The organism is Enterobacter sp. JJBC (assembly GCF_036936505.1).
Taxonomy (GTDB): Bacteria; Pseudomonadota; Gammaproteobacteria; order Enterobacterales; family Enterobacteriaceae; genus Enterobacter; species Enterobacter hormaechei_C.
The window spans coordinates 3,134,546-3,160,477 of sequence record NZ_CP136935.1; the positions used below are offsets into that span (position 1 = coordinate 3,134,546).

Annotated in this window: 19 protein-coding genes and 1 riboswitch; of the genes, 15 read left to right on the forward strand and 4 right to left on the reverse strand. The window is 56.2% G+C overall.

The features are described from left to right. The first annotated feature begins 131 nt into the window (after positions 1-131). The 11 genes from RY075_RS15135 to yegS all read left to right on the forward strand — a co-directional run bounded on the left by RY075_RS15135 (position 132) and on the right by yegS (position 16,732). Positions 132-1,334 (forward strand): MdtA/MuxA family multidrug efflux RND transporter periplasmic adaptor subunit, encoded by a 1,203-nt coding sequence (locus RY075_RS15135; protein WP_022651490.1) that lies wholly within the window; start codon positions 132-134, stop codon positions 1,332-1,334. Next, complete coding sequence (locus RY075_RS15140; RefSeq protein WP_022651491.1) at positions 1,334-4,456, forward strand: MdtB/MuxB family multidrug efflux RND transporter permease subunit; 3,123 nt, start codon at positions 1,334-1,336, stop codon at positions 4,454-4,456. Before RY075_RS15135 ends, RY075_RS15140 begins: the two co-directional genes overlap by 1 nt. Then, positions 4,457-7,534, forward strand: coding sequence for a multidrug efflux RND transporter permease subunit MdtC (gene mdtC / locus RY075_RS15145; protein WP_023324948.1), 3,078 nt, complete (start codon positions 4,457-4,459; stop codon positions 7,532-7,534). After that, positions 7,535-8,950, forward strand: coding sequence for an MFS transporter (locus tag RY075_RS15150; protein ID WP_003862087.1), 1,416 nt, complete (start codon positions 7,535-7,537; stop codon positions 8,948-8,950). Then, positions 8,947-10,350 (forward strand): two-component system sensor histidine kinase BaeS, encoded by a 1,404-nt coding sequence (baeS, locus tag RY075_RS15155; RefSeq protein ID WP_006811258.1) that lies wholly within the window; start codon positions 8,947-8,949, stop codon positions 10,348-10,350. Before RY075_RS15150 ends, baeS begins: the two co-directional genes overlap by 4 nt. Next, positions 10,347-11,069, forward strand: coding sequence for a two-component system response regulator BaeR (gene baeR / locus RY075_RS15160; RefSeq protein WP_015572364.1), 723 nt, complete (start codon positions 10,347-10,349; stop codon positions 11,067-11,069). Before baeS ends, baeR begins: the two co-directional genes overlap by 4 nt. A gap of 149 nt (positions 11,070-11,218) precedes the next feature. Next, on the forward strand, positions 11,219-12,157 hold the full coding sequence (locus RY075_RS15165) for a hypothetical protein (RefSeq protein WP_045350251.1): 939 nt from the start codon (positions 11,219-11,221) through the stop codon (positions 12,155-12,157). A gap of 151 nt (positions 12,158-12,308) precedes the next feature. Continuing rightward, positions 12,309-13,670 (forward strand): tRNA 5-hydroxyuridine modification protein YegQ, encoded by a 1,362-nt coding sequence (gene yegQ, locus RY075_RS15170; protein ID WP_022651495.1) that lies wholly within the window; start codon positions 12,309-12,311, stop codon positions 13,668-13,670. 413 nt (positions 13,671-14,083) lie between these two features. Beyond that, positions 14,084-15,049 carry a hypothetical protein gene (locus RY075_RS15175; protein ID WP_058656753.1) on the forward strand — a complete coding sequence of 322 codons (966 nt, stop codon included), beginning with the start codon at positions 14,084-14,086 and terminating at the stop codon, positions 15,047-15,049. 7 nt (positions 15,050-15,056) lie between these two features. After that, positions 15,057-15,662: a hypothetical protein gene (locus RY075_RS15180; RefSeq protein ID WP_022651497.1), complete on the forward strand. Its 606-nt coding sequence runs from the start codon at positions 15,057-15,059 to the stop codon at positions 15,660-15,662. Positions 15,663-15,832: 170 nt separating this feature from the next. Beyond that, positions 15,833-16,732: a lipid kinase YegS gene (gene yegS, locus RY075_RS15185; RefSeq protein WP_023314523.1), complete on the forward strand. Its 900-nt coding sequence runs from the start codon at positions 15,833-15,835 to the stop codon at positions 16,730-16,732. A 397-nt stretch (positions 16,733-17,129) separates the two neighbouring features. Here yegS and fbaB read toward each other — a convergent pair whose 3' ends face one another. Beyond that, complete coding sequence (gene fbaB / locus RY075_RS15190) at positions 17,130-18,182, reverse strand: class I fructose-bisphosphate aldolase (RefSeq protein ID WP_000129585.1); 1,053 nt, start codon at positions 18,180-18,182, stop codon at positions 17,130-17,132. Positions 18,183-18,430: 248 nt separating this feature from the next. Here fbaB and RY075_RS15195 point away from each other — a divergent pair, with 248 nt between their 5' ends. Genes RY075_RS15195 through RY075_RS15205 form a run of 3 tightly spaced genes read left to right on the forward strand, consistent with a single transcriptional unit; the run spans position 18,431 to position 21,659 of the window. Beyond that, positions 18,431-19,708 (forward strand): nucleoside permease, encoded by a 1,278-nt coding sequence (locus tag RY075_RS15195; RefSeq protein ID WP_003859236.1) that lies wholly within the window; start codon positions 18,431-18,433, stop codon positions 19,706-19,708. Further along, positions 19,705-20,709, forward strand: coding sequence for an ADP-ribosylglycohydrolase family protein (locus tag RY075_RS15200; RefSeq protein WP_003859238.1), 1,005 nt, complete (start codon positions 19,705-19,707; stop codon positions 20,707-20,709). The genes RY075_RS15195 and RY075_RS15200 overlap by 4 nt, the downstream gene beginning before the upstream one ends. Then, complete coding sequence (locus tag RY075_RS15205) at positions 20,706-21,659, forward strand: PfkB family carbohydrate kinase (RefSeq protein WP_003859240.1); 954 nt, start codon at positions 20,706-20,708, stop codon at positions 21,657-21,659. The genes RY075_RS15200 and RY075_RS15205 overlap by 4 nt, the downstream gene beginning before the upstream one ends. Here RY075_RS15205 and RY075_RS15210 read toward each other — a convergent pair. The 3 genes from RY075_RS15210 to thiM are packed head-to-tail and all read right to left on the reverse strand — an operon-like array spanning position 21,633 to position 23,989. Next, on the reverse strand, positions 21,633-22,379 hold the full coding sequence (locus tag RY075_RS15210) for a GntR family transcriptional regulator (RefSeq protein WP_003859242.1): 747 nt from the start codon (positions 22,377-22,379) through the stop codon (positions 21,633-21,635). The genes RY075_RS15205 and RY075_RS15210 overlap by 27 nt on opposite strands. A 42-nt stretch (positions 22,380-22,421) precedes the next feature. Then, on the reverse strand, positions 22,422-23,222 hold the full coding sequence (gene thiD / locus RY075_RS15215; protein WP_003859244.1) for a bifunctional hydroxymethylpyrimidine kinase/phosphomethylpyrimidine kinase: 801 nt from the start codon (positions 23,220-23,222) through the stop codon (positions 22,422-22,424). Next, the gene (thiM, locus tag RY075_RS15220) at positions 23,219-23,989 is read right to left on the reverse strand and encodes a hydroxyethylthiazole kinase (RefSeq protein ID WP_170851338.1); all 771 of its coding nucleotides are present in this window, start codon (positions 23,987-23,989) and stop codon (positions 23,219-23,221) included. The genes thiD and thiM overlap by 4 nt, the downstream gene beginning before the upstream one ends. Positions 23,990-24,024: 35 nt before the next feature. Next, a riboswitch (TPP riboswitch) is annotated at positions 24,025-24,121 on the reverse strand. 616 nt (positions 24,122-24,737) lie between these two features. Here thiM and RY075_RS15225 point away from each other — a divergent pair. Next, complete coding sequence (locus tag RY075_RS15225; RefSeq protein ID WP_109949184.1) at positions 24,738-25,793, forward strand: YadA C-terminal domain-containing protein; 1,056 nt, start codon at positions 24,738-24,740, stop codon at positions 25,791-25,793. Positions 25,794-25,932 lie beyond the last annotated feature (139 nt).

Consider the following 25,932-nt stretch of genomic DNA (forward strand, 5'->3'; position numbering starts at 1 on the left):
GAAGGCGAAACCGCGGCACCACACTCAGACCATTCCTGACAGTCTTCCATATTTCCTCCATTTTTCCACTGTGTTACCTGACTAAACTAGTATCATTCCCCGAAAGAGTTTCAGGATGAGAACGTATAACGATGAAAGGCAGTAACAAATCCCGCTGGGCAATCGCCGCTGGTCTGATTGTGGTGGTCCTGGCCGCCGCCTGGTACTGGCACAGCCAGTCCGCGAACTCCACGGCACCTGCTGGCGCCAGTAGCCCCTCACAACGCCCAACGGGCGGCGGGCGCCACGGTATGCGCGGCGGTGCGCTGGCACCGGTGCAGGCGGCAACGGCGGTGAATAAAGCGGTGCCTCGTTATCTCTCCGGGCTGGGAACCATCACTGCCGCCAACACCGTGACGGTACGTAGCCGCGTGGACGGTCAGCTGATGGCCATCCACTTCCAGGAAGGTCAACAGGTGAAAGCGGGCGATCTGCTGGCGGAAATCGATCCAAGCCAGTTTAAGGTGGCCCTGGCGCAGGCGCAGGGGCAACTCGCGAAAGACAAAGCCACCCTCGCCAATGCCCGCCGCGATTTAGCCCGCTATCAGCAGTTGGTAAAAACCAACCTCGTGTCGCGCCAGGAGCTGGATACCCAGCAATCTCTGGTCAGTGAATCTCAGGGCACCATCAAGGCCGACGAAGCCGCGGTCGCCAGCGCCCAGCTCCAGCTCGACTGGAGCCGGATCACCGCGCCGATTGACGGCCGCGTGGGCCTGAAACAGGTTGATATCGGGAACCAAATCTCCAGCGGCGATACCACGGGCATCGTGGTGATCACCCAGACGCACCCTATCGATCTCGTCTTTACCCTGCCGGAAAGCGACATTGCGACGGTGATACAGGCGCAGAAGGCCGGAAAATCGCTGGTAGTTGAAGCCTGGGATCGCACCAACAAGCAGAAGCTGAGCGAAGGTTCGCTGTTGAGCCTGGATAACCAGATCGACACCACCACCGGCACCATCAAGCTAAAAGCACGCTTCAACAATCAGGACGATGCCCTGTTCCCGAATCAGTTCGTCAATGCGCGAATGCTGGTCGCGACCGAAGAAAACGCCGTGGTGATCCCGACGGCGGCCCTGCAAATGGGCAGTGAAGGCAACTTTGTCTGGGTGCTGAACAGCGAAAACAAGGTCAGCAAACACCTGGTGAAAACCGGGATCCAGGACAGTCAGACGGTGGTGATCAGCGCCGGGCTGTCCGCAGGCGACCGCGTCGTAACCGACGGTATTGACCGGCTGACCGAAGGGGCGCAGGTCGAGGTGGTGGAAGCGCAGAATACAGGAGCAAAAGCCTGATGCAGGTGATGCCGCCGAGCTCTACAGGTGGGCCATCACGCCTGTTTATTTTACGACCGGTTGCGACGACCCTGTTGATGGTGGCGATCCTGCTGGCCGGGATCATTGGCTACCGTTTTCTGCCCGTGTCGGCGCTGCCGGAAGTGGACTACCCGACTATTCAGGTTGTCACCCTCTATCCGGGCGCCAGTCCGGATGTGGTGACGTCCGCCATCACCGCCCCGCTGGAGCGTCAGTTTGGCCAGATGTCTGGCCTGAAGCAGATGTCCTCCCAGAGCTCGGGCGGTGCCTCGGTCGTCACGCTTCAGTTCCAGCTCGCGCTGTCGCTGGACGTCGCGGAACAGGAGGTGCAGGCCGCCATTAACGCCGCCACCAACCTGCTGCCGTCTGACCTGCCGAACCCGCCGGTTTACAGCAAAGTGAACCCGGCAGACCCGCCGATCATGACGCTTGCCGTCACCTCCTCCGCCATGCCGATGACACAGGTGGAAGACATGGTCGAAACCCGCGTGGCGCAGAAGATTTCGCAGGTGACAGGCGTCGGGCTGGTGACGCTCGCAGGGGGACAACGCCCCGCGGTGCGCGTTAAGCTCAATGCCCAGGCCATTGCCGCGCTGGGGTTAACCAGCGAAACCATTCGCACCGCCATCAGCAGCGCCAACGTTAACTCAGCGAAGGGCTCGCTGGACGGCCCGACCCGCGCGGTCACGCTCTCCGCCAACGACCAGATGCAGTCCGCCGATGAATACCGTCAGCTGATTATTGCCTACCAGAACGGCGCACCGATCCGCCTGGGCGACGTGGCAACCGTCGAACAAGGCGCGGAAAACAGCTGGCTCGGGGCGTGGGCTAATAAGCAGCAGGCGATTGTCATGAACGTTCAGCGCCAGCCGGGCGCGAACATTATTGATACCGCCGACAGCATTCGCACCATGCTGCCGCAGCTGGTGGAAAGCCTGCCAAAATCGGTCAGCGTGAAAGTGCTCTCTGACCGCACCACGAATATTCGCGCGTCAGTGACTGACACCCAGTTCGAGCTGATGCTGGCGATTGCGCTGGTGGTGATGATCATCTACCTGTTCCTGCGCAACGTTCCGGCAACCATCATTCCCGCCGTTGCCGTGCCGCTCTCGCTGGTCGGGACGTTCGCGGTAATGGTATTTCTCGACTTCTCGATTAACAACCTGACGCTGATGGCGCTCACCATCGCCACCGGGTTTGTGGTGGACGACGCCATCGTGGTAATCGAAAACATCTCGCGCTATATCGAGAAAGGTGAAAAGCCGTTAGCCGCCGCGCTGAAGGGCGCGGGGGAGATCGGCTTTACCATTATTTCGCTCACCTTCTCGCTGATTGCGGTGCTGATCCCGCTGCTGTTTATGGGCGATATCGTCGGGCGGCTGTTCCGCGAGTTTGCCGTGACGCTGGCGGTCGCCATTCTGATCTCTGCCGTGGTGTCGCTGACGCTGACGCCGATGATGTGCGCCCGCATGCTGAGCCACGAATCTTTGCGCAAGCAAAACCGCTTCTCCCTCGCCTCCGAGCGGATGTTCGAGCGCATTATTGCCGCCTACGGCCGCGTGCTGGCGAAAGTCCTGAACCATCCCTGGGCGACGCTCGGCGTGGCCCTCGGCACGCTGGCGCTCAGCGTCATGCTGTGGATTTTCATTCCGAAAGGCTTCTTCCCGATTCAGGACAACGGCATTATTCAGGGCACGCTTCAGGCGCCACAGACGGTCTCCTTCGCCAACATGGCGCAGCGCCAGCAGCAGGTGTCTGAGATCATCATGAAAGATCCGGCGGTGGAAAGCCTGACTGCCTACGTGGGCGTGGACGGCACCAACCCGTCGCTTAACAGCGCGCGCCTGCAAATTAACCTTAAACCGCTCGATGACCGTGACGATCGCGTCAACGCGGTTATTGAGCGTCTGCAAAGCGCTGTGGCGCGCGTACCGGGCATTGAGCTGTATCTGCAACCGATCCAGGATTTAACCATTGATACGCAGGTGAGCCGCACGCAGTACCAGTTTACGCTCCAGGCCACCTCGCTTGATGCACTCAGCACCTGGGTGCCGCAGCTGGTGGACAAGCTGAAAGCACTGCCGCAGATTTCTGACGTCAGCAGCGACTGGCAGGATAAAGGGCTGGCGGCGTACGTGAACGTCAACCGCGACACCGCCAGCCGTCTGGGCATTACCATGTCCGACGTGGATAACGCGCTGTATAACGCCTTTGGCCAGCGCCTTATCTCCACCATTTACACCCAGGCGAACCAGTATCGCGTGGTGCTGGAACATAACACCGAGAACACGCCCGGGCTTGCCGCGCTGGACTCGATACGCCTGACCAGCAAAGACGGCGGGATTGTGCCGCTCAGCGCCATTGCCAGCGTGGAAGAGCGTCACACCCCGCTGTCGATTAACCATCTCGATCAGTTCCCATCCACCACCATTTCGTTCAACGTGCCGGACGGTTATTCCCTGGGCGAAGCGGTGGAGGCCATTCTGGGTGCGGAGAAAGAACTCAGCTTCCCGTCCGATATTCAGACCCAGTTCCAGGGCAGTACTCTGGCGTTCCAGGCCGCGCTGGGCAGCACCGTCTGGCTGATTGTCGCGGCGGTGGTGGCGATGTATATCGTGCTTGGCGTGCTGTATGAAAGCTTTATCCACCCGATCACCATTCTCTCCACCCTGCCGACGGCGGGCGTGGGGGCACTGCTGGCGCTGATGCTGGCGGGGAGCGAACTGGACGTGATTGCGATCATCGGCATCATTCTGCTTATCGGCATCGTGAAGAAAAACGCCATCATGATGATCGACTTTGCGCTGGCCGCCGAGCGCGAGCAGGGTATGGCGCCGCGCGAGGCCATTTACCAGGCCTGTCTGCTGCGTTTTCGCCCGATCCTGATGACCACCCTCGCCGCCCTGCTGGGCGCGCTGCCGCTGATGCTGAGCACCGGCGTGGGGGCCGAACTGCGCCGTCCGCTGGGCATCGGGATGGTCGGCGGCCTGCTCGTAAGCCAGGTGCTGACGCTGTTTACCACGCCGGTTATCTACCTGCTGTTTGACCGTCTGGCCCTGTGGACGAAAAGCCGCTTCCCGAAACGTGAAGAGGAGGCGTAAGTGAAGTTTTTCGCCCTCTTCATTTACCGTCCGGTGGCGACGATTTTACTCTCCGTCGCTATCACCCTGTGCGGCGTGCTGGGCTTCCGGCTGCTGCCGGTGGCCCCGCTGCCGCAGGTCGATTTCCCGGTGATCATGGTCAGCGCCTCGCTGCCGGGTGCCTCGCCGGAAACCATGGCCTCATCGGTGGCGACGCCGCTTGAGCGCTCGCTTGGTCGAATTGCCGGGGTTAACGAGATGACCTCCAGCAGTTCGCTGGGCAGCACGCGCATCATTCTGGAATTCAATTTCGACCGGGACATCAACGGCGCGGCGCGTGACGTGCAGGCCGCGATTAACGCCGCCCAAAGCCTGCTGCCGAGCGGCATGCCGAGCCGTCCAACCTATCGCAAGGCCAACCCCTCCGACGCGCCGATCATGATCCTGACGCTTACGTCAGAGACCTACTCCCAGGGCGAGCTGTACGATTTTGCCTCCACCCAGCTGGCGCAAACCATCGCCCAGATTGACGGCGTGGGCGACGTGGACGTCGGCGGCAGCTCCCTGCCCGCCGTGCGCGTGGGGCTGAATCCGCAGGCGCTGTTTAACCAGGGCGTGTCGCTGGACGACGTGCGTTCCGCCATCAGCAACGCCAACGTGCGTAAGCCGCAGGGCGCGATTGAGGACAACAGCCACCGCTGGCAGATCCAGACTAACGACGAGCTGAAAACCGCCGCCGAGTATCAGCCGTTGATTATTCACTACAACAACGGCGCGGCGGTGCGCCTGAGCGACGTCGCCAGCGTCACCGATTCGGTGCAGGACGTGCGTAACGCCGGGATGACCAACGCCAAACCGGCGATTTTGCTGATGATCCGCAAGCTGCCGGAAGCCAACATCATTCAGACGGTGAACAGCATCCGCGCGCGCCTGCCGGAGCTTCAGGAAACGATTCCGGCGGCCATCGATCTCCAGATTGCGCAGGACCGCTCCCCCACCATCCGCGCCTCGCTTGAGGAGGTAGAGCAAACGCTGATCATCTCCGTCGCGCTGGTGATCCTGGTGGTGTTCCTGTTCCTGCGCTCGGGGCGCGCGACGCTGATCCCGGCGGTGGCGGTGCCGGTATCGCTGATAGGCACCTTTGCCGCCATGTACCTGTGCGGCTTTAGCCTTAACAACCTGTCGCTGATGGCGCTGACGATTGCCACCGGGTTTGTGGTGGATGACGCCATCGTGGTGCTGGAGAATATCTCGCGCCATCTGGAAGCGGGCATGAAGCCGCTCCAGGCGGCGCTTCAGGGGACGCGCGAAGTGGGCTTCACGGTCCTGTCCATGAGCCTGTCGCTGGTGGCGGTGTTCCTGCCGCTGCTGCTGATGGGCGGCCTGCCGGGGCGACTGCTGCGCGAATTTGCCGTCACGCTCTCCGTCGCCATTGGTATCTCACTGGTGATTTCGCTGACGCTGACGCCGATGATGTGCGGCTGGATGCTAAAGCGCAGCCAACCGCACTCGCAGCCGCGCAGGAAAGGCTTTGGCCGCGTCCTGATGGCGATGCAGTCCGGCTACGGCAAATCGCTGAAATGGGTGCTGAACCACACGCGTATTGTCGGGCTGGTGCTGATCGGCACCATCGTCCTCAACGTCTGGATGTATATCACCATCCCGAAAACCTTCTTCCCGGAGCAGGATACCGGGGTGCTGATGGGGGGCATTCAGGCGGACCAGAGCATTTCGTTCCAGGCGATGCGCGGCAAACTGCAAGACTTTATGAAAATCATCCGGGAAGATCCGGCCGTGGATAACGTCACCGGCTTTACCGGCGGCTCGCGCGTTAACAGCGGGATGATGTTTATTACCCTTAAGCCGCGCGGTGAACGTCACGAAACGGCGCAGCAGATCATTGACCGCCTGCGGCTGAAGCTTGCCAAAGAGCCGGGGGCAAATCTGTTTTTGATGGCCGTTCAGGATATCCGCGTCGGCGGACGACAGGCTAACGCCAGCTATCAGTACACCCTGCTCTCGGATGACTTAGCCGCCCTGCGCGAGTGGGAGCCGAAGATCCGTAAAGCGCTGGCCGCGCTGCCGCAGCTGGCGGACGTGAACTCTGACAGCCAAAACAACGGTGCGGAGATGGCGCTCACCTACGATCGTGAAACCATGGCCCGCCTGGGCATTAACGTGGAGGCGGCCAACAGCCTGCTGAACAACGCCTTCGGGCAGCGTGAAGTCTCTACCATCTATCAGCCGATGAACCAGTACAAGGTGGTGATGGAGGTGGATCCGCGCTACACCCAGGACATCAGCGCGCTGGACAAGATGTTTGTGATCAATGATGACGGTAAGGCGATTCCGCTGTCGTACTTCGCCAGCTGGCAGCCGTCGAACGCCCCGCTGTCGGTGAACCACCAGGGGCTTTCCGCCGCCTCGACCGTCTCGTTTAACCTGCCAACCGGCTCGTCGCTGTCTGAGGCCAGCGATGCCATTAATCGCGCCATGACCCAGCTCGGGGTGCCCTCCTCGGTGCGCGGCAGCTTTGCCGGTACGGCGCAGGTGTTCCAGGACACCATGAACTCGCAGGTTATTTTGATTCTGGCGGCCATTGCCACGGTTTATATCGTGCTGGGCGTGCTGTACGAAAGCTACGTGCACCCGTTGACCATTCTCTCCACGCTTCCCTCTGCGGGCGTGGGGGCGCTGCTGGCGCTGGAGCTGTTCGGTGCCCCATTCAGTCTTATCGCGCTTATCGGGATCATGCTATTGATTGGCATCGTGAAGAAAAACGCGATAATGATGGTCGACTTTGCCCTGGACGCCCAGCGCAACGGCAACCTGACGCCGGACGAGGCGATATTCCAGGCCTGTCTGCTGCGTTTTCGCCCGATCATGATGACCACGCTGGCCGCGCTGTTCGGCGCGCTGCCGCTGGTCATATCCGGCGGTGACGGCTCTGAACTACGCCAGCCGCTGGGGATCACGATCGTTGGCGGCCTGGTGATGAGCCAGCTGCTGACGCTCTACACGACGCCGGTAGTCTATCTGTTCTTTGACCGCCTGCGGCTGCGTTTTTCGCGTAAAAAGAGAACCACGGTGACCGAGTAAATGACCGACCTACCCAGTAACGTTCGCTGGCAATTGTGGATCGTCGCGTTCGGCTTCTTTATGCAGTCGCTGGACACGACTATCGTGAACACCGCCCTCCCCTCGATGGCGAAAAGCCTGGGGGAGAGCCCGCTGCACATGCATATGGTGATTGTCGCCTACGTGCTGACGGTCGCCGTGATGCTGCCTGCCAGCGGCTGGCTGGCGGATAAAGTCGGCGTGCGAAACATCTTCTTCACCGCCATTGTGCTGTTTACCACCGGGTCGCTGTTTTGCGCCCAGGCCAATACCCTCGACCAGCTGGTGATGGCGCGCGTGCTACAGGGCGTCGGCGGCGCGATGATGGTACCCGTCGGGCGGTTAACGGTGATGAAAATTGTTCCGCGCGCGCAGTATATGGCGGCGATGACCTTCGTCACCCTGCCCGGTCAGGTCGGCCCGTTGCTTGGCCCGGCGCTGGGCGGGATTCTGGTGGAGTATGCCTCCTGGCACTGGATCTTCCTGATCAACCTGCCGGTCGGTATTATCGGCGCGATTGCCACCCTGACGCTGATGCCGAACTATAAAATGCAGACCCGGCGCTTTGATTTCTTTGGCTTCATCCTGCTGGCAGCTGGCATGGCGACGCTTACCCTCGCGCTCGACGGGCAAAAAGGGCTGGGGATCTCCTCCCTGTCGCTCGCCCTGCTGGTAGCGCTGGGTGTCACCGCCATTCTCTGGTATCTGTGGCATGCCAGAGGTAACGCTAACGCGCTGTTCAGCCTAAATCTGTTCAAGAATCCCACCTACCGTCTTGGTCTGTTCGGCAGCTTTGCCGGACGCATCGGCAGCGGCATGTTGCCGTTTATGACGCCGGTATTTTTACAGATTGGGATGGGCTTCTCGCCGTTCCATGCCGGGCTGATGATGATCCCGATGGTACTTGGCAGCATGGGGATGAAGCGTATTGTGGTGCAGGTGGTGAACCGCTTTGGCTATCGCCGCGTGCTGGTGGCCGCCACGATCGGGCTGGCGTTGGTCTGCCTGCTGTTTATGGCCGTGGCGCTGCTGGGCTGGTACTACATCCTGCCGCTGGTGCTGTTCTGCCAGGGGATCATCAACTCCATGCGCTTCTCGTCGATGAACACCCTGACGCTGAAAGATCTGCCGGACGAGCTGGCAAGCAGTGGTAACAGTCTGCTGTCGATGATCATGCAGCTCTCCATGAGCGTGGGGGTCACGGTTGCCGGATTGCTGCTCGGCATGTACGGTCAGCACCATCTCAGCGCCGACACCCCCGTCGCGCATCAGGTCTTTTTATACACTTACCTCAGCATGGCGGTAATTATCGCTCTGCCCGCTTTTATCTTTGCCAGAGTGCCGAATGACACGACCAAAAACGTCGTGATCCGACGCGGCAAAAGGAGTGCACCATGAAATTCTGGCGTCCGGGGATCACCGGTAAGCTTTTTGTGGCGATTTTCGCCACCTGTATCGTCCTGCTGATTACTATGCACTGGGCGGTGCGGGTCAGCTTTGAGCGCGGCTTTATTGACTACATCAAGCACGGTAACGAACAGCGTTTACAGGGCTTAAGCGACGCGCTGGGGGAACAGTATAGCCTGCACGGTAACTGGCGTTTTCTGCGCAACAACGATCGCTTTATATTTCAAATTCTGCGCTCGCTGGAGCACGATAATGACGACGACCGTCCGGGACCGGGCATGCCACCGCACGGCTGGCGCACCCAGTTCTGGGTAATTGATCAGGAGATGCGCGTGCTCGTTGGCCCACGCTCTCCGGTACCGCCGGACGGCACAAAGCGCGCCATTACCTCGAACGGCGCCACGGTGGGCTGGGTTATCGCCTCCCCGGTCGAGCGGCTGACGCGCAACACCGACATCAACTTTGACCGCCAGCAGCGTCAGACCAGCTGGTTGATTGTCGCGCTTTCTACCCTGCTTGCGGCGCTCGCCACCTTCCCGCTGGCGCGCGGCCTGCTGGCGCCGGTTAAGCGCCTGGTGGAAGGCACGCACAAGCTGGCGGCGGGTGATTTCTCGACCCGCGTGGACACCCGCAGCCAGGATGAACTGGGCAAGCTGGCGCAGGACTTCAACCAGCTCGCCAGCACGCTGGAAAAAAACCAGCAGATGCGCCGCGATTTTATGGCCGACATTTCGCACGAGCTGCGCACCCCGCTGGCGGTGCTGCGCGGCGAGCTGGAGGCGATTCAGGACGGCGTGCGGCAGTTCACCCCCGAGTCGGTGGCCTCGCTTCAGGCGGAAGTCGGTACGCTGACCAAACTGGTGGACGATCTGCATCAGCTTTCCATGTCCGACGAAGGCGCCCTGGCTTACCAGAAAGCACCGATCGATGTGATCAATATCCTTGAAGTCGTGACCGGCGCATTCCGCGAGCGCTTCGCCAGCCGTGACCTGAAAATCAACCTTTCGCTGCCGGACAGTGCGGTGGTGTTCGGCGACAGAGATCGCCTGATGCAGCTGTTCAATAATCTGCTGGAGAACAGCCTCCGCTACACCGACGGCGGCGGCGCGCTGCATATCTCCGGCAGGCAGGAAAACGGGCGCTTTGCCCTGACCTTTGCGGACTCCGCCCCTGGCGTGAAGGATGCGCAGCTGGAAAAACTGTTCGAGCGCTTCTATCGCACCGAAGGTTCACGCAACCGCGCCAGCGGCGGTTCCGGCCTTGGGCTGGCCATTTGCGTTAACATTGTGGAGGCCCATGGCGGCACCATCCGCGCCGCCCATTCGCCTTTTGGCGGGGTTAGCATTACAGTAGAGTTACCTCTGGAACGGGATTTATCGAGGGAAGCATGACCGAGTTACCGATTGACGACAACACACCGCGTATTTTGATCGTGGAAGACGAGCCTAAACTTGGGCAACTGCTGATCGACTATTTGCGCGCTGCGAGTTACGCGCCAACGCTTATCAGCCACGGCGACCAGGTGCTGCCCTACGTGCGCCAGACGCCGCCGGATCTGATCCTGCTGGATCTGATGCTGCCGGGTACCGACGGCCTAACCCTGTGCCGCGAAATTCGTCGTTTCTCCGATGTGCCCATCGTGATGGTGACGGCCAAAATCGAAGAGATCGATCGTCTGCTGGGGCTCGAAATCGGCGCTGACGATTACATCTGCAAGCCTTACAGCCCGCGGGAGGTGGTCGCTCGCGTGAAAACCATCCTCCGCCGCTGTAAGCCGCAGCGTGAATTGCAGGTGCTGGATGCGCAAAGCCCGCTGATCGTCGACGAAAGCCGTTTCCAGGCGAGCTGGCGCAGCAAACTTTTGGATCTCACCCCCGCAGAGTTTCGCCTGTTGAAAACGCTCTCCCACGAGCCGGGCAAAGTGTTTTCCCGCGAGCAGCTGCTCAACCATCTGTATGACGATTACCGCGTGGTGACCGACCGCACCATCGACAGCCACATCAAAAACCTGCGCCGCAAGCTGGAGGCGCTGGACGCCGACCAGTCGTTTATTCGCGCGGTGTACGGCGTGGGGTATCGCTGGGAAGCGGATGCGTGCAGGATTGCTTAATATTTGCTTTAACGATGATTACCTGCCCAGGTAATCATCGTTCTTCATAACATTCACTTTCTAACAACACGCCTACCTGATTTGACAATTGCAAACTGTAATGTTTGATGTTAAAAACGAAATAAATCACTATATTACGGCTTCAAGAAATGCAAAATTTTATTGGTAATTTATTCATTATCATCACCACAGCTATAAGCGTTGCCAGCCTTTTTCTGGGGTTATTTGCTTATAATAAAAAAATGAAAACAAAAGCAATACAAAAAATAGAACTCCTCATACCTAAAAAAAACAGAATAACCAAGTTTTCCGAGCAATGGGTAAGCGCTTTTTTCCTGGCATTCGGTAATCATGCATTCTCAAAAAGGCAATTAATTACCATCCCGTTTTTATTGGTTTTATATTCCAGTATCTTATTTGTAGTTTGGTATCTCTGGGTGCTGACTTTTAGAAATCCTGAGCACATCATTCCTCAACATCTGCCATTGACCATTGAAGTTGCTTTACATGACTTTATTCATTTTGGCTTTTGGTACTCTTTACTGCTTGATGTGATGTCAATTTATCTTATCAGAGCTTACATTAACGCAGGTCTATCGAAAGGGTTTTCGTCTGTAAAATCGATCGTTTATTTTTCTTCAATTGTTCTGGGTGTTATGCTCTCATTTACACTTATCATCACCCATCTTAAAAATGCTTCGATTGAGGACCTCTATATCCAGCAAGGCCTGTATTTTGAAGACAGACCTGTAATGACATGGAACCCGCTGGAAGTGATACGTTCTTCACTGGATTTCATCGATAACGAAACCATGATTATCTTTACCTCAAAAGGGGCAATATCTAACTACTTCATTCCGCAGGCGATCATGTTTTACCTTTCCATGTTTACGCAATTGACGCTGCTTATTGTTTTCATCAGCTATATGATCACAAAAATACTGCATAACATCCGAACGGTTGCCATCTGGACAGTCAAGTATTCTGGAACGGCTACGATGAATGCCATTGGTTTCATTCTTATCGCCGGTATTATTCTACTGGCTTTAATATATTTGTGTTTGTATGTCATATCGCTAATGGTTTAAAGATACGAAGTATTATGTCATCTGAAAGGGGTGAGGCGCTTTACCTCCCCGCCCCGCAGCGCTACAATGCCCGCCCTTAAAGTGGGGGATCTCCCCTTACCGCTGCACCAGGTGCATGCGGATCTGACCTGTCATCAGAACGAGAACAAACATGTTTAAACCGGAACTTCTTTCCCCGGCGGGAACGCTGCAAAATATGCGTTACGCTTTCGCCTATGGTGCCGACGCCGTTTACGCGGGCCAGCCGCGCTACTCGCTGCGCGTGCGTAACAACGAATTCAACCACGAGAATCTTCAGCTCGGCATCAACGAAGCGCATGCCCTGGGCAAAAAATTCTACGTGGTGGTGAACATCGCGCCGCACAACGCCAAGCTGAAAACGTTCATTCGCGACCTGAAGCCGGTCGTGGAGATGGGGCCGGACGCGCTGATCATGTCGGACCCGGGTTTAATCATGCTGGTTCGGGAGAATTTCCCGGAGATGGACATTCACCTCTCAGTGCAGGCTAACGCCGTCAACTGGGCAACGGTGAAATTCTGGAAACAGATGGGGCTGACCCGCGTCATTCTGTCCCGCGAGCTGTCCCTCGAAGAGATCGAAGAGATCCGCACCCAGGTGCCGGATATGGAGATCGAAATCTTCGTTCACGGCGCGCTGTGCATGGCCTACTCCGGCCGCTGCCTGCTCTCTGGCTACATCAACAAGCGTGACCCGAACCAGGGCACCTGCACCAACGCCTGCCGCTGGGAATATAACGTTCAGGAAGGCAAAGAGGATGACATCGGTAACATCGTGCATAAACACGAGCCGATCCCGGTCACCAACGTTGAGCCAACGCTGGGTATCGGCGCGCCTACCGACAGCGTGTTTATGATCGAAGAAGCCAAACGTCCGGGTGAGTACATGACCGCCTTCGAAGACGAGCACGGCACCTACATCATGAACTCTAAAGATCTGCGCGCCATCGCGCACGTCGAGCGTTTAACCAAGATGGGCGTACACTCCCTGAAAATTGAAGGCCGCACCAAGTCTTACTACTACTGCGCCCGTACCGCACAGGTATATCGCAAAGCCATCGACGATGCCGCTGCCGGTAAACCGTTCGACACCAGCCTGCTGGAAACGCTGGAAGGTCTGGCGCATCGCGGCTATACCGAAGGTTTCCTGCGTCGTCACACTCACGACGACTACCAGAACTACGAGCATGGCTATTCGATTTCCGAACGCCAGCAGTTTGTAGGCGACTTCACCGGCGAGCGTAAAGGCCCGCTGGCCGCCGTCGCCGTAAAAAACAAATTCACTAAAGGCGACAGCCTGGAGCTGATGACGCCGCAGGGCAACATGAACTTCCGACTGGAGCACCTGGAAAACAAAAAAGGTGAGGCGATTGAGGTCGCACCTGGCGACGGCCATGTGGTCTGGCTGCCGGTTCCTGAAGAGGTGGAGCTGGAGTTTGCGCTGCTGATGCGTAATTTTGAAGGTGAAAATACCCGAAATCCACACGGCAAATAGTCAATCAACGGGATTTTTTCACGCTGGGATAATTCTTAGAATCGGATCACATACCGCTTCGTTCAATACGGGTATTATCCCCCCCGCTGAAAAACATAACCCATAAATGCTAGCTGTACCAGGAACCACCTCCTTAGCCTGCGTAATCTCCCTTACGCGGGCTTATTTTTTTTTTGTTAACTCCTGAAATTTTTCCCCCTGATAAATATGGCGTTGCATTGACCCGGGAAAGGTTTGTGTCAGCATTAGGCGTATCATCTAAGAAAATCGAACGAACAAAGGATCCTAATCACATTTTTTAATGGATTTGAGAGGGATGAACACTATTCGGAACATTCCTAATTTTAAGTGTTAACAGGACCTTTACTCTTGATTTATTAACAATCAACGTTTCACATGGACGGAGAGATGAAGTGACATTCACAGGACAATTTTCAAAGGATCTTCCAGATTACGAACTCGCACGCAGTCTTGGTCTTGCCTCTGGCGGCGATATAAATTTCACAGCACTTGCAGGTCAACTGGACTGCAGCAGAAATTTTAGCCAGGCCGGGATTATCTACTCAGACGGTACACGTCAGTGGCTAGTACGGCCATCAAGAAGGATTGCGACACCAAACGAAAGCTCGGTTAGTCATGTAGTCATAACTAAAGTAAATGCCTCACAAGTTAACCCCGTTCAGGCAACAACGGCGACGATTAATTCCCCTTCCCTGGCAACTGAAATTGGTTCAACGGCAATTTCCTGCGGAGCCGCAATTCTTACTGTTGTACTTGCGGCAGGGGCCGGTATGGCTATACCTCTCACTGCAGGGTCTTCCGGTGCTATAGCCGCTGTGATTTTAGCCGGTGGTGTAGCAACTGGAATTCAATGTGCAAATGGGCTTGGCCGACTATCGTTGATCGCTATGAATCATGATGATTACGTTGCGTGGATGGACTCCCAGGAGTGGTATACAGCAACCAACACAGCCCTGGATGCGATTTCTCTTGCCGGGGCTGCTGCGGGTTTAAAAAGCGCTGCATTAACATATCGCCTTCTTAACCGTTCATCGTCTGAGAGTTTGCTCTCCTTATTACAAAAAATGAGCCGGGCCGACCGTACGCGATTAACAGAGGAGATTATTCGTATCCGCAATCCCGGCATCTCGAATTCAGGTGTAAAAGCAGCAATGAAGGCAGGCGTGTATCCCAAACGTTATCCGTCAGAAGCGTTGCAGTTGCTCTTACAGCGTGAGTTGCTGAATACCATTTCAAATTCTTCTGCCTTCGTTGGAAGTGCCATCTCAGGAAATATCAGAAATCCACAGAATGTTGCACAAACGGGTAAATACATTTTTGGTTTAATTCAGTCTTTTTCATTTACAGGAAGTTATTGACCCGTCCATGATGAAATACATTAAAGATAGCCTTGCATTAAGTGCTTTGGTTAAAAGTAAAATGGCGACCGATGATCTCAACCAGCTTGAAACATTAAAAGAACAGTTAAAAGATCGGTTCGGCGTTCCTGTGGGCGTCCATATGACAGGAATTCCTTTGGCAGTGAGCACGTTACTGGCTATTTTTTGCTACGCCATGCTGCAAGTGTCCCTCTGGTTGTTGCTGTTTCGCTGGCTCGGCTTACCCGAATTTAAGGTTATGATGGGAGTATTCATTGCAGCGATTGTGTATTGTCTGGTAGTGATGAGCACGATGTTTCTGACTACACGGGGTTCTTTGCCTGGATATAAGCTGCATATTTTCGTCATTACGCTGACAGGCATAATGAGCATCATTTATTTCATCTGGACGGGGATTTCGCTTTTATTCGGCCCTGTTGAGAACTACACACCGCAAATAACCTCTTTGCTGGGGCTGGGATGTTTCTTTCTGAACATTATGTGGATGAATTCATCGATTTTTTACCGCTCCATTGCGCTAACGCTACATAATCGGGTCTGGCGTAAGCAGCTCAAAATCGAGGCAAGGCCAATGTCACACCTCAAACGTTGACCACAATAGTCAATTGAGCGGCAGTAGTATGCACTGTAAGCGCTACGGGGTTCTTTAGTCGATTTCAAAGCCCTTACGCGGGCTTATTTTTTGCCTTTCATCCTGTTCTTACCCGCTTTTTCCCTCTCTGGGATACACTCTTTCTATAGCTAAAAAAGGGAGCAACCCGGATGGCAACCTATCCAGACAGTTTATTAATTCTTAACGGCAAGAGTGCAGGCAACGATCTGCTGCGCCAGGCGATTACCGAATTGCGTGAAGATGGCGCGCGCATTCACGTGCGGGTGACCTTTGAAAAAGGCGATGCGGCGCGCTATATCGATGAAGGTATCAGGTTAGGCGCTGAGACCATCATTTCCGGCGGCGGCGACGGAACGATCAACGAGATCGCCGGTGCGCTCATTGACCTCAACGCCGCAGCTCGCCCGGCGATGGGGATTTTACCGCTCGGTACCGCCAACGATTTTGCCACCAGCGCCGGTATACCTGAGGATTTAGGCAAAGCACTGCAACTGGCTATCCTCGGGAAAGCGACCGCCGTCGATATTGCGCAGGTGAATGAAAGAACCTGCTTTATCAATATGGCAACGGGCGGTTTCGGCACGCGGATCACCAGCGAAACGCCGGAAAAACTGAAGGCCGCGCTGGGCGGCGTTTCGTATCTCATCCATGGCCTAATGCGCATGGACACCCTCAAGCCCGACAGCTGTGAAATTCACGGTGAGAACTTCCACTGGCAGGGCGACGCGCTGGTGATTGGTATCGGCAACGGGCGTCAGGCAGGCGGCGGACAGCAGCTTTGCCCGGAAGCGCTGATTAATGACGGTCAGCTACAGCTGCGCATTTTTACCGGTGACGGGCTGCTGCCTGCGCTGTTTACGACGCTGACGCAGCCAGAGGAGAGCCCCAATATCATCGACGGGAAATCCGCGTGGTTTGAAGTGATAGCCCCACACGGCATGACCTTTAACCTCGACGGAGAGCCACTCAGCGGCGAACGATTCCGCATTGAGGTCTTGCCCGGGGCGTTGCAGTGCCGATTGCCGCCGGACTGCGTGCTGTTGCGCTGATTTTTTACAGCGTGCGCGATAATGCCCTCTCCCCACAGGGCTGAGGGTTCCCCAGTAATTTGAAAGCAAAAGCGATAACGTTGCCTCAGAATAACTGAGGGCTTTCAGCGATGCCTCGGTCCGGCTGTAAATCGCTGAGGCGTTTCCTGTAGGCCGGGGCGAGGCGCAGGGATGCGCCGAGAGGGCGGGCTGTACAGGGATGTTACTTCCGCCCGTCCCCGATAAGCCGGAAGGAATAAGCCGAAGGGACCGCGAAGCGGCGATTTACCGCCGGGAGCCCGGGTCGCCAGGGTGGTGGCGACTGAGCCACCCTCTCCCTCAAGGGAGAGGGGGCCGTTTGTGCAGGCATTATTTTGTGAGGAACCCTCAGCCCACGGGGGAGAGGGATACGGTGGCGTCAGGCAATCGTGACTTTACTGTCCAGATAGACATCCTGAACCGCATTAATCAGCTTCACGCCGTCGGCCATGGATTTTTTAAACGCCTTACGGCCCAGGATCAGCCCCATACCGCCCGCACGTTTGTTAATGACCGCCGTGCGCACCGCGTCGGTCAGGTCGGTTTCACCGCCTGCCGCACCGCCGGAGTTAATCAGCCCGGCGCGGCCCATGTAGCAGTTCGCCAGCTGGTAGCGCACCAGATCGATCGGGTTGTCGCTGGTCAGCTTGCTGTACACGCGGTCGTCGGTATAGCCAAAGTTCACCGCTTTATAGCCGCCGTTATTCTCGGCCATTTTCTGCTTCACGATGTCCGCGCCGATGGTTGCCGCCAGGTGGTTTGCCTGACCGGTCAGATCCGCTGATACGTGGTAATCCACGCCGTCTTTCTTGAATGACGCGTTACGCAGATAGGCCCACAGCACGGTTACCATGCCCAGCTCGTGGGCACGCTCGAACGCCGCGGAGATTTCTTCAATCTGACGTCGCGACTGTTCAGAGCCGAAATAGATGGTTGCCCCGACCGCCACCGCGCCCATGTTGAACGCCTGCTCGACGCTGGCGTACAGCGTCTGGTCATATTCGGTTGGGTAGCTCAGGGTTTCGTTGTGGTTCAGCTTGACGAGGAACGGAATGCGGTGAGCATAGCGGCGAGAAACGGAGGCCAGCACGCCATACGTCGATGCCACACAGTTACACCCTGCTTCAATCGCCAGCTCGACAATGTTTTTCGGGTCAAAGTAGAGCGGGTTAGCAGCAAACGACGCTCCCGCCGAGTGCTCTACGCCCTGGTCAACGGGCAGAATGGAGAGATAGCCGGTCCCGCCCAGACGGCCGGTATTGTAAAGCGTCTGCATGTTTCGCAGTACGGCAGGCGGACGGTTGTTGTCGACCATGACCCGGTCTACGTAATCATGGCCAGGCAGATAAAGCTGGTCGGCTGGAATGGTCATACAACGATGCTGTAAAAGGCTGTCGGCGTCTTTGCCAAGCAGCTGCGCAATATCAGTCATAGTGATGCTCCCGTAAGTCCGACATGATGTCGGAGCGTGTGATCCAAGCCCACGTTTTTGCAGGCAGACTAAGCCTGGTACCGACTTAACCTATTTTCCACCATTTGCAACTTTTTTAAGCACAATCTGCTGGCTCGTTTCGTGTACAACATTTTTGTTACACTGATCAAACAATCGCCTTAAAGGTATTTAAAAGGTATTATCACATGGTATGTTACATGCGTACCTCTGACATGCAGGATTAAAAAATGAAAACGAAAGTCCAACTGTCATTCATGATGTTCGTTGAATGGTTTATCTGGGGCGCATGGTTTGTGCCGCTGTGGCTGTGGCTGAGTAAGAGCGGGTTTACCGCCGGGGAAATTGGCTGGTCGTATGCCTGTACCGCGATTGCCGCGATCCTCTCTCCTATCCTGGTCGGCTCGCTGACGGACCGTTTCTTCGCCGCCCAGAAAGTGCTGGCCGTGCTGATGTTCGCTGGCGCGATTCTGATGTATTTCGCAGCACAGCAAACCCAGTTCAGCACCTTCTTCCCGCTGCTGCTGGCCTACTCCCTGACCTATATGCCGACCATCGCGCTGACCAACAGCATCGCCTTCGCGAACGTCGATGACGTAGAGGCTGATTTCCCGCGCATCCGCGTGATGGGCACCATCGGCTGGATTGCCTCCGGCCTGGCGTGCGGCTTCCTGCCGCAGATGATGGGCTATAGCGACATCTCTGACACCAATATTCCGCTGCTGATGACCGCTGCCAGCTCCCTTCTGCTCGGCGTCTTCGCGCTGTTCCTGCCGAACACGCCACCAAAGAGTACCGGCAAGCTGGATTTCAAAGTGATGCTGGGGCTGGATGCGCTGATCCTGCTGCGCGATAAAAACTTTCTGGTGTTCTTCTTCTGCTCGTTCCTGTTCGCCATGCCGCTGGCCTTCTACTACATCTTTGCCAACGGCTATCTCACCGAAGTGGGAATGAAAAACGCCACCGGCTGGATGACCCTCGGCCAGTTCTCTGAAATCTTCTTCATGCTCGCTCTGCCGTTCTTTACCAAACGCTTTGGTATTAAGAAGGTCTTGCTGCTGGGCCTGATCACCGCCGCCATTCGCTACGGTTTCTTTGTTTACGGTGGCGCCGAGCAATACTTCACCTACGCCCTGCTGTTCCTCGGCATTCTGCTGCACGGCGTAAGCTATGACTTCTATTACGTCACCGCGTACATCTACGTGGATAAAAAAGCGCCCGTGCATATGCGCAACGCGGCGCAGGGCTTGATCACGCTGTGCTGTCAGGGCTTTGGTAGCCTGCTGGGTTACCGTCTCGGCGGCGTGATGATGGAAAAAATGTTCGCATATAAAGAGCCGGTGAATGGGCTGACCTTCAACTGGGCCGGAATGTGGACGTTTGGTGCAATCATGATTGTGGTGATTGCCGTGCTGTTTATGCTGTTTTTCCGCGAATCGGATAAAGAGATCACCGCAATTGAGGTGGTTGATGGCGATACCGCGCTGACACGAGGGGAAGTTAAATGAAACAAGACCGTATTCTCGGTGCTCTTTACGGGCAGGCGTTAGGGGATGCGATGGGAATGCCGTCGGAGCTGTGGCCGCGCAAGCGGGTGAAAGCGCACTTCGGCTGGATCGACCGTTTCTTACCCGGCCCGGCTGAGAATAATGCCGCCTGTTACTTTAAGCAGGCCGAATTTACGGATGATACGTCGATGGCGCTGTGCCTGGCCGATGCGATTATCGAATGCGAGGGGGAAATTAACCCTGACGTTATCGGTAAGCATATTCTGGACTGGGCGCTGGATTTTGACGCGTTCAATAAGAATGTGCTCGGCCCGACCTCCAAAATTGCCCTGAACGCCATCCGTGACGGCAAGCCGGTGAGCCAGCTGGAGAACAACGGCGTCACCAACGGTGCGGCGATGCGCGCCTCCCCGCTGGGATGCCTGCTGCCGGCCACGCGTCTGGCGCACTTTGTGGAACAGGTTGCGTTAGCCTCCAGCCCGACCCATAAATCGGATCTCGCTATCGCCGGTGCGGTGGTGATCGCCTGGGCGGTTTCACGCGCTATCGACGGCGAGCGCTGGCAGAACATCGCCGATGCCCTGCCGGGTATTGCCCGTGCGGCACAGGAGGCGAACACGACCACCTTCAGCGCATCGCTTTCCGCTCGTATTGAGCTGGCCCTGAAAACCGTGCGCGAAGCCAACGGTACCGAGACCGCCAGCGAGCAGATCTATCAGCTTATTGGCGCAGGCACGAGCACCCTTGAGTCCGTTCCGGCGGCGATTGCGATGGTCGAACTCGCGGGTACCGATCCGAACCGCTGCGCGGTGTTATGCGCCAACCTGGGTGGTGATACTGACACTATCGGCGCGATGGCAACAGCCATCTGCGGCGCGCTGCACGGTGTACAGGCCATTGATCCGGCACTCAAAAACGAACTTGATGCCGTAAACCGGCTCGATTTCGGCCACTACTGTGAAAAACTGCTGCACTTCCGGGAGCACAGGGAGGGCGTATGAGTGCTTTTGCCCGCCGTCTCGAAACCCTTCACGCCACGCGTCCCGTAACGGTGCTCGGCGCGGCGGTCATCGACGTGATTGCCGACGCCTACGCTCTGCCCTGGCGCGGGTGTGATATCGAACTGAAGCAACAGGGAGTGAATATTGGCGGCTGCGCGCTGAATATCGCCATCGCCCTGAAGCGGCTCGGCATTGCTGCGCAAAACGCGCTTCCTGTCGGCCACGGCGTGTGGGCCGATATTATCCGTAACGCCATGGCGAAGCAGGATCTGCACAGCGCCGTGGAAGCGGAAACGGGCGATAACGGCTGGTGCCTGGCGCTGGTGGAGCCTGACGGTGAACGGACCTTTATGTCGTTCAGCGGCGTGGAGAATCAGTGGCAGCAGCGCTGGCTGGACGGGTTAAGCGTGCCGGCAGGGAGCCTGATCTCTTTGTCCGGCTACCAGCTGGCGTCCCCCAGCGGTGAGCTGCTGACGGCCTGGCTGGAAAGTCTTCAGGATGCGACGCTCTTTATCGATTTCGGTCCGCGCATCGCGGATATTCCCGACCCGCTGATGGCAAGGATTATGGCCTGCAAACCGATGGTCTCGCTTAATCGTCAGGAGGCGGAACTTGCCGCAGAATGGCTTGGCGTAAGCGTGGAAGAGCTCGGCACACGGTGGCAGCAGAGGTTTGGCGCTGCGCTGATCGTACGCCATGATAAAGACGGGGCGGTCTGGTATGACGGTGACGCTTCCGGACACGTTCCGGCGTTTCCTGCTACCGTGGTCGATACCATCGGCGCGGGTGACAGCCATGCGGGAGGTACCCTTGCCGGTCTGGCCGCGGGATGGTCACTGCCAGAGGCGGTGCAGCTTGGCAATGCCGTAGCCGCCTGGGTAGTCAGCCATCGCGGTGGCGACTGCGCCCCCACGCGCGAGGCCCTACTCCTCGCACACAAAGACGTATAGGTCGCTGCGGCAGTAGCTGATGCTGTACTCAATTGGCCGGTGCTGTTGATCGAGCGCGACTTGCTTGATCACCAGCACCGGTATCTTATCGTCCATCTTGATATGCGCCTGAAACTCGCTGTCCGGCATCCGGGCGCTGACGCGGGACCGGGTGCGCTGCGGAAAGATATTCTGGCTGCGGAAGTAATCATAAAGCGAGACGCCAATGTCGTCCGGGTTGGGAATTAATCCTACTGGTACCCAGGACTCCTCTATCGATACCGCATCGTCATCCACATAGCGGATGCGCTTAAGCAGAAATACATCACTGTCTGGCGCAAGGGAAAGGTGGCGGGCGATCTCCTCCGGACATTTCACGACGCGTTTATTGACCCACAGCGTGTTGGGCGTTTTGCCCCGCAGCACCACCTGCTGAGAAAACCCGCGCGCCTCTTTTAGCGAATATTCAAAGATATTGTTGATTTGCGTCCCGTATCCACGCGCGCGGGTGACGACGCCAGCCTCTTCCAGCGCCTGCATCGCTTTACGCACCGTAATGCGCGACACACCGGCCAGCTGGCTCAGATCGCGCTCGCCAGGCAAAATATTACCGTGCGCGAGCACGCCGCTGCGTACCGCGTTTTTAACCGTTTCGGCAAATTTCAGGTACAACGGCGTGTTGTCCGGTGCGGCAATTCGTTCCTTGAGTTGAGCAATTAACCGGGTATGCGCTTGTTCCATCTCTGTTTTTCTCTGGCATAAGGTTTTATGCCAGTATACGGCTTACCACCATGCATGAAAATGGTGAACCGGCCCAATACCGTGACCCACTTCCAGAGAATCGGCTTTTGCCAGCGCGTCCGAGAGCCAGATCTTCGCCTCCTGTACCGTATCCGCCCAGTTCGCGTTTCGGGGACGCAGCGCCGCCAGCGCCGCCGAGAGCGTACAGCCCGTGCCGTGGGTGTTTTTGGTCTGTACGCGCGGGGCGGTGAAACGTTGCGCACCATCGTGGGTGAAGAGCCAGTCCGGGCTTTCTGCATCATCAAGATGGCCGCCTTTCATCAGCACCGCGCGACACCCCATCGCCAGCAGCGCATTGCCCTGCTCTTTCATTTCACGTTCGTTTTGCGCGTGTGGCGCATCCAGCAGCGCGGCGGCCTCAGGCAGGTTTGGCGTGATCAGCGCCACCTGCGGCAGCAGCTTTTTACGCAGGGTGTCGACGGCAGAGGCGGAGAGCAGCGGATCGCCGCTTTTGGCCAGCATCACGGTATCGAGCACCACGTTTTTTATCTGATAACGTTTGAGACGTTCCGCGACCGCTTCAACAATGTCCGCCTCTGCGAGCATGCCAATTTTGGTGGTGTCGATACGTACATCGCTGAATACCGAATCCAGCTGTGCGGCGACAAAATCCGGCTCAATGCGATACACCGACTGTACACCGCGCGTGTTTTGCGCCACCAGCGCGGTGATAACCGAGCATCCATAAGCGCCGAGCGCAGAGAAGGTTTTCAGGTCTGCCTGGATCCCCGCTCCGCCGCTGGGATCGGTGCCCGCAATAGTCAGAGCATTAATGCGTGTCATACCAGCTCCTCCAGCGCGTAAAGCGCATCCAGAAACGCGGAGGAAAAGCTGCCGGGCCCCCGGCTTTGAGTCAGGGCAACTGACCCTGCGCGCTTCATGAAGCCGCAGGCAGCCGTCGCGTTATCAAGCCTGTCGCCAGGCAGCGAGCAGCAGGCGGCGACGACCGCCGAGAGCGCACAGCCAGTTCCTACCACGCGGGTCATCAGCAGGTCGCCGCCCGCGACCGTACGGGTTCGCTGACCATCAGTGATGTGATCCACTTCTCCTGTGACGACCACAACGGCATGGGTCTGACGGGCGAGCGTCTGCGCAGCGGTCAACGCGCTCGCTGCCGTATCGGTGGAATCAACCCCGCGCCCGCCCGCACTCATTCCGGCAAGGGCGAGGATTTCGGAGGCGTTTCCACGAATGGCCGCAGGTTTAAGGGATAATATTTGCTGGCAAAAACGGGTGCGGAACGCCAGCGCGCCAACCGCAACCGGATCCAGAACCCAGGGTGTGCCCGCGGCTACAGCGCTCTCAATAGCCCGACGCATCGACTGGGCGCGCGGTGCGGTGAGTGTACCCACGTTGATGAGCAGAGCATCGGCAAGCGCGGCAAACTGTTCCGCTTCCTCGGCTTCGATCACCATTGCCGGGGAAGCGCCCAGCGCGAGCAGCACGTTGGCGGTGAAGGTCTGCACGACATCGTTGGTCATACAGTGCGTGAGCGGGGAACGGGTTCGGAATTGATGTAAAACGTGTGAGTCGAGCAGGTCAGGCTGCATGGTTTCGCTCCTGCCGTGCGTGAAGAAGCGATGACCGGGTAGGCATCTGACTTCCCTACGCTGGCATTATCCAGATCAGGTAATACGGGTATTTCTCAGCCTTCACAAAGAAGGGCACCCCGAGTCAAATTACTTATAAAATAGTTACTTACAAAATGGCATTTCGTAGTCATGTAGTGTAACCGGGGGGTAACCCGGGTGCAAGGAGTTTTGGGCTGTCCGTTAACCCCCTGTAACGAACAATAAACGACAAGATATTAACTACGCTCAATATGTATACATTATTGTTCAGTTAATTATCCCGCCATATTTGTTAAGAACTCATTAAATATAATATTCACTTTCTGTGCTGAGAAATTTTATTTTTATCCATAATGACTCACCGGGAGTGATTTTATAAGACAGCCCACCTTCTTTCGTATGAAATAAACTCAGTCATCAATGTAAACATTTATTTTGCAAAAATTTATTTCTGTCAATTACTTAATCTGACCCTCTCATTTCCCTCGTCATTTTCACTTTAATGTTTACATTAATAACAACCGCAAAATGACTTTTACGCCCTCGGAACTATTCATAGTATTTATGACTTAGATCAACATCATTGGTTTGCGTTTAATTGATAGTTCACTCGCGTTACTAAATAAGATTTAGATAATCTTCAACCGTTTTTTTTAATCCAAAAAATAAAGCTGTTCAGCTTCAGTATTTTCGATAATTAATGATGTGAGCTTTTTAAATGAAATCTATGAATAAAAACTTTACTGCTATTTTTGTAATGGGCATTGTCTTAGCGGGTACAATGAGCCAGGCTGAAGCCGCGAATACGGTTTGGGACGATCAGCAAATCACTAATATTGTAAATGACCATCAGGATCAAATTACACAAAACAACGCTGATAGTATTAACCGTGATAGCGCAACGGATAACCGCTTAACGCAGGTTAACGACGACCTTCAGTCCACAAAACTGGGCGTGTTAGTCGTGGATAAAATGGCTAACGACGCACATCAGAAAGCGTTGCTTGCTGGCGCACTTGCCGATACCGCCAGTCTGAAAAGTGAGACGGCCTTACAGGGTGTGGCGACTAACGGCACAGCCATTATCAACCTTCAACACGTCGATAATATTCAGGATAGCCGCCTTACTGCTCTCGAAAATGCACCTAAACCCATCAACGGTGCAGATGGAGCGAAAGGTGATAAAGGGGATACCGGCGCGACTGGCGCAAAGGGCGATAAAGGGGATACCGGTGTAACTGGCGCGAAGGGTGAAAAAGGCGATGCTGGCGCGACAGGTATGAAAGGTGATAAGGGTGATACTGGCGCACAAGGCATTGCGGGAAGAAACGGTCGCGACGGTGCAGACGGTCATAACGGTAAAGATGGTGTGACAACCACCGTGACACAACGACAGCTGGATACAGCTACCCAGGCGAAGGTCGCTAAAAATAGCATGGCTGTTACTGCCGCCACGCAGGATCTGCAAGCCACCAGGCAGTCATTACAGGCAATGAATACTAACACCAGCCAGCAATTTAAATCTCTGCGTGATGAAGTGGACAATAATAAGAAGCAGGCTAATGCCGGTATTTCAAGGGCGATGGCGATGGCGGGTTTGCCACAAGTGCAAACCAATCAGCGCGTCATGTTCTCTGCTGGTGGTGCGACTTACAACGGTGAGAGCGCGCTTGCTGTCGGTGCGTCCGTTAACTTTAATTCCCATGTCATCGCGAAAGTGAGCTTCTCAGATGACACTGCGAATAATATGGGCGCTTCGGTTGGGATTGGTATGGGCTTTTAAAGCGTAAAACAATCGTCGGGACAAGTATAAAGCCTCATTTTGCGGATGAGCATTTCGTTGATACAAAAAGATGTCTAAATATATTTTTATTTCGGTAGCCCTGTATCTAATGCTGATTTCGGTCGGGATCTGGATCGGC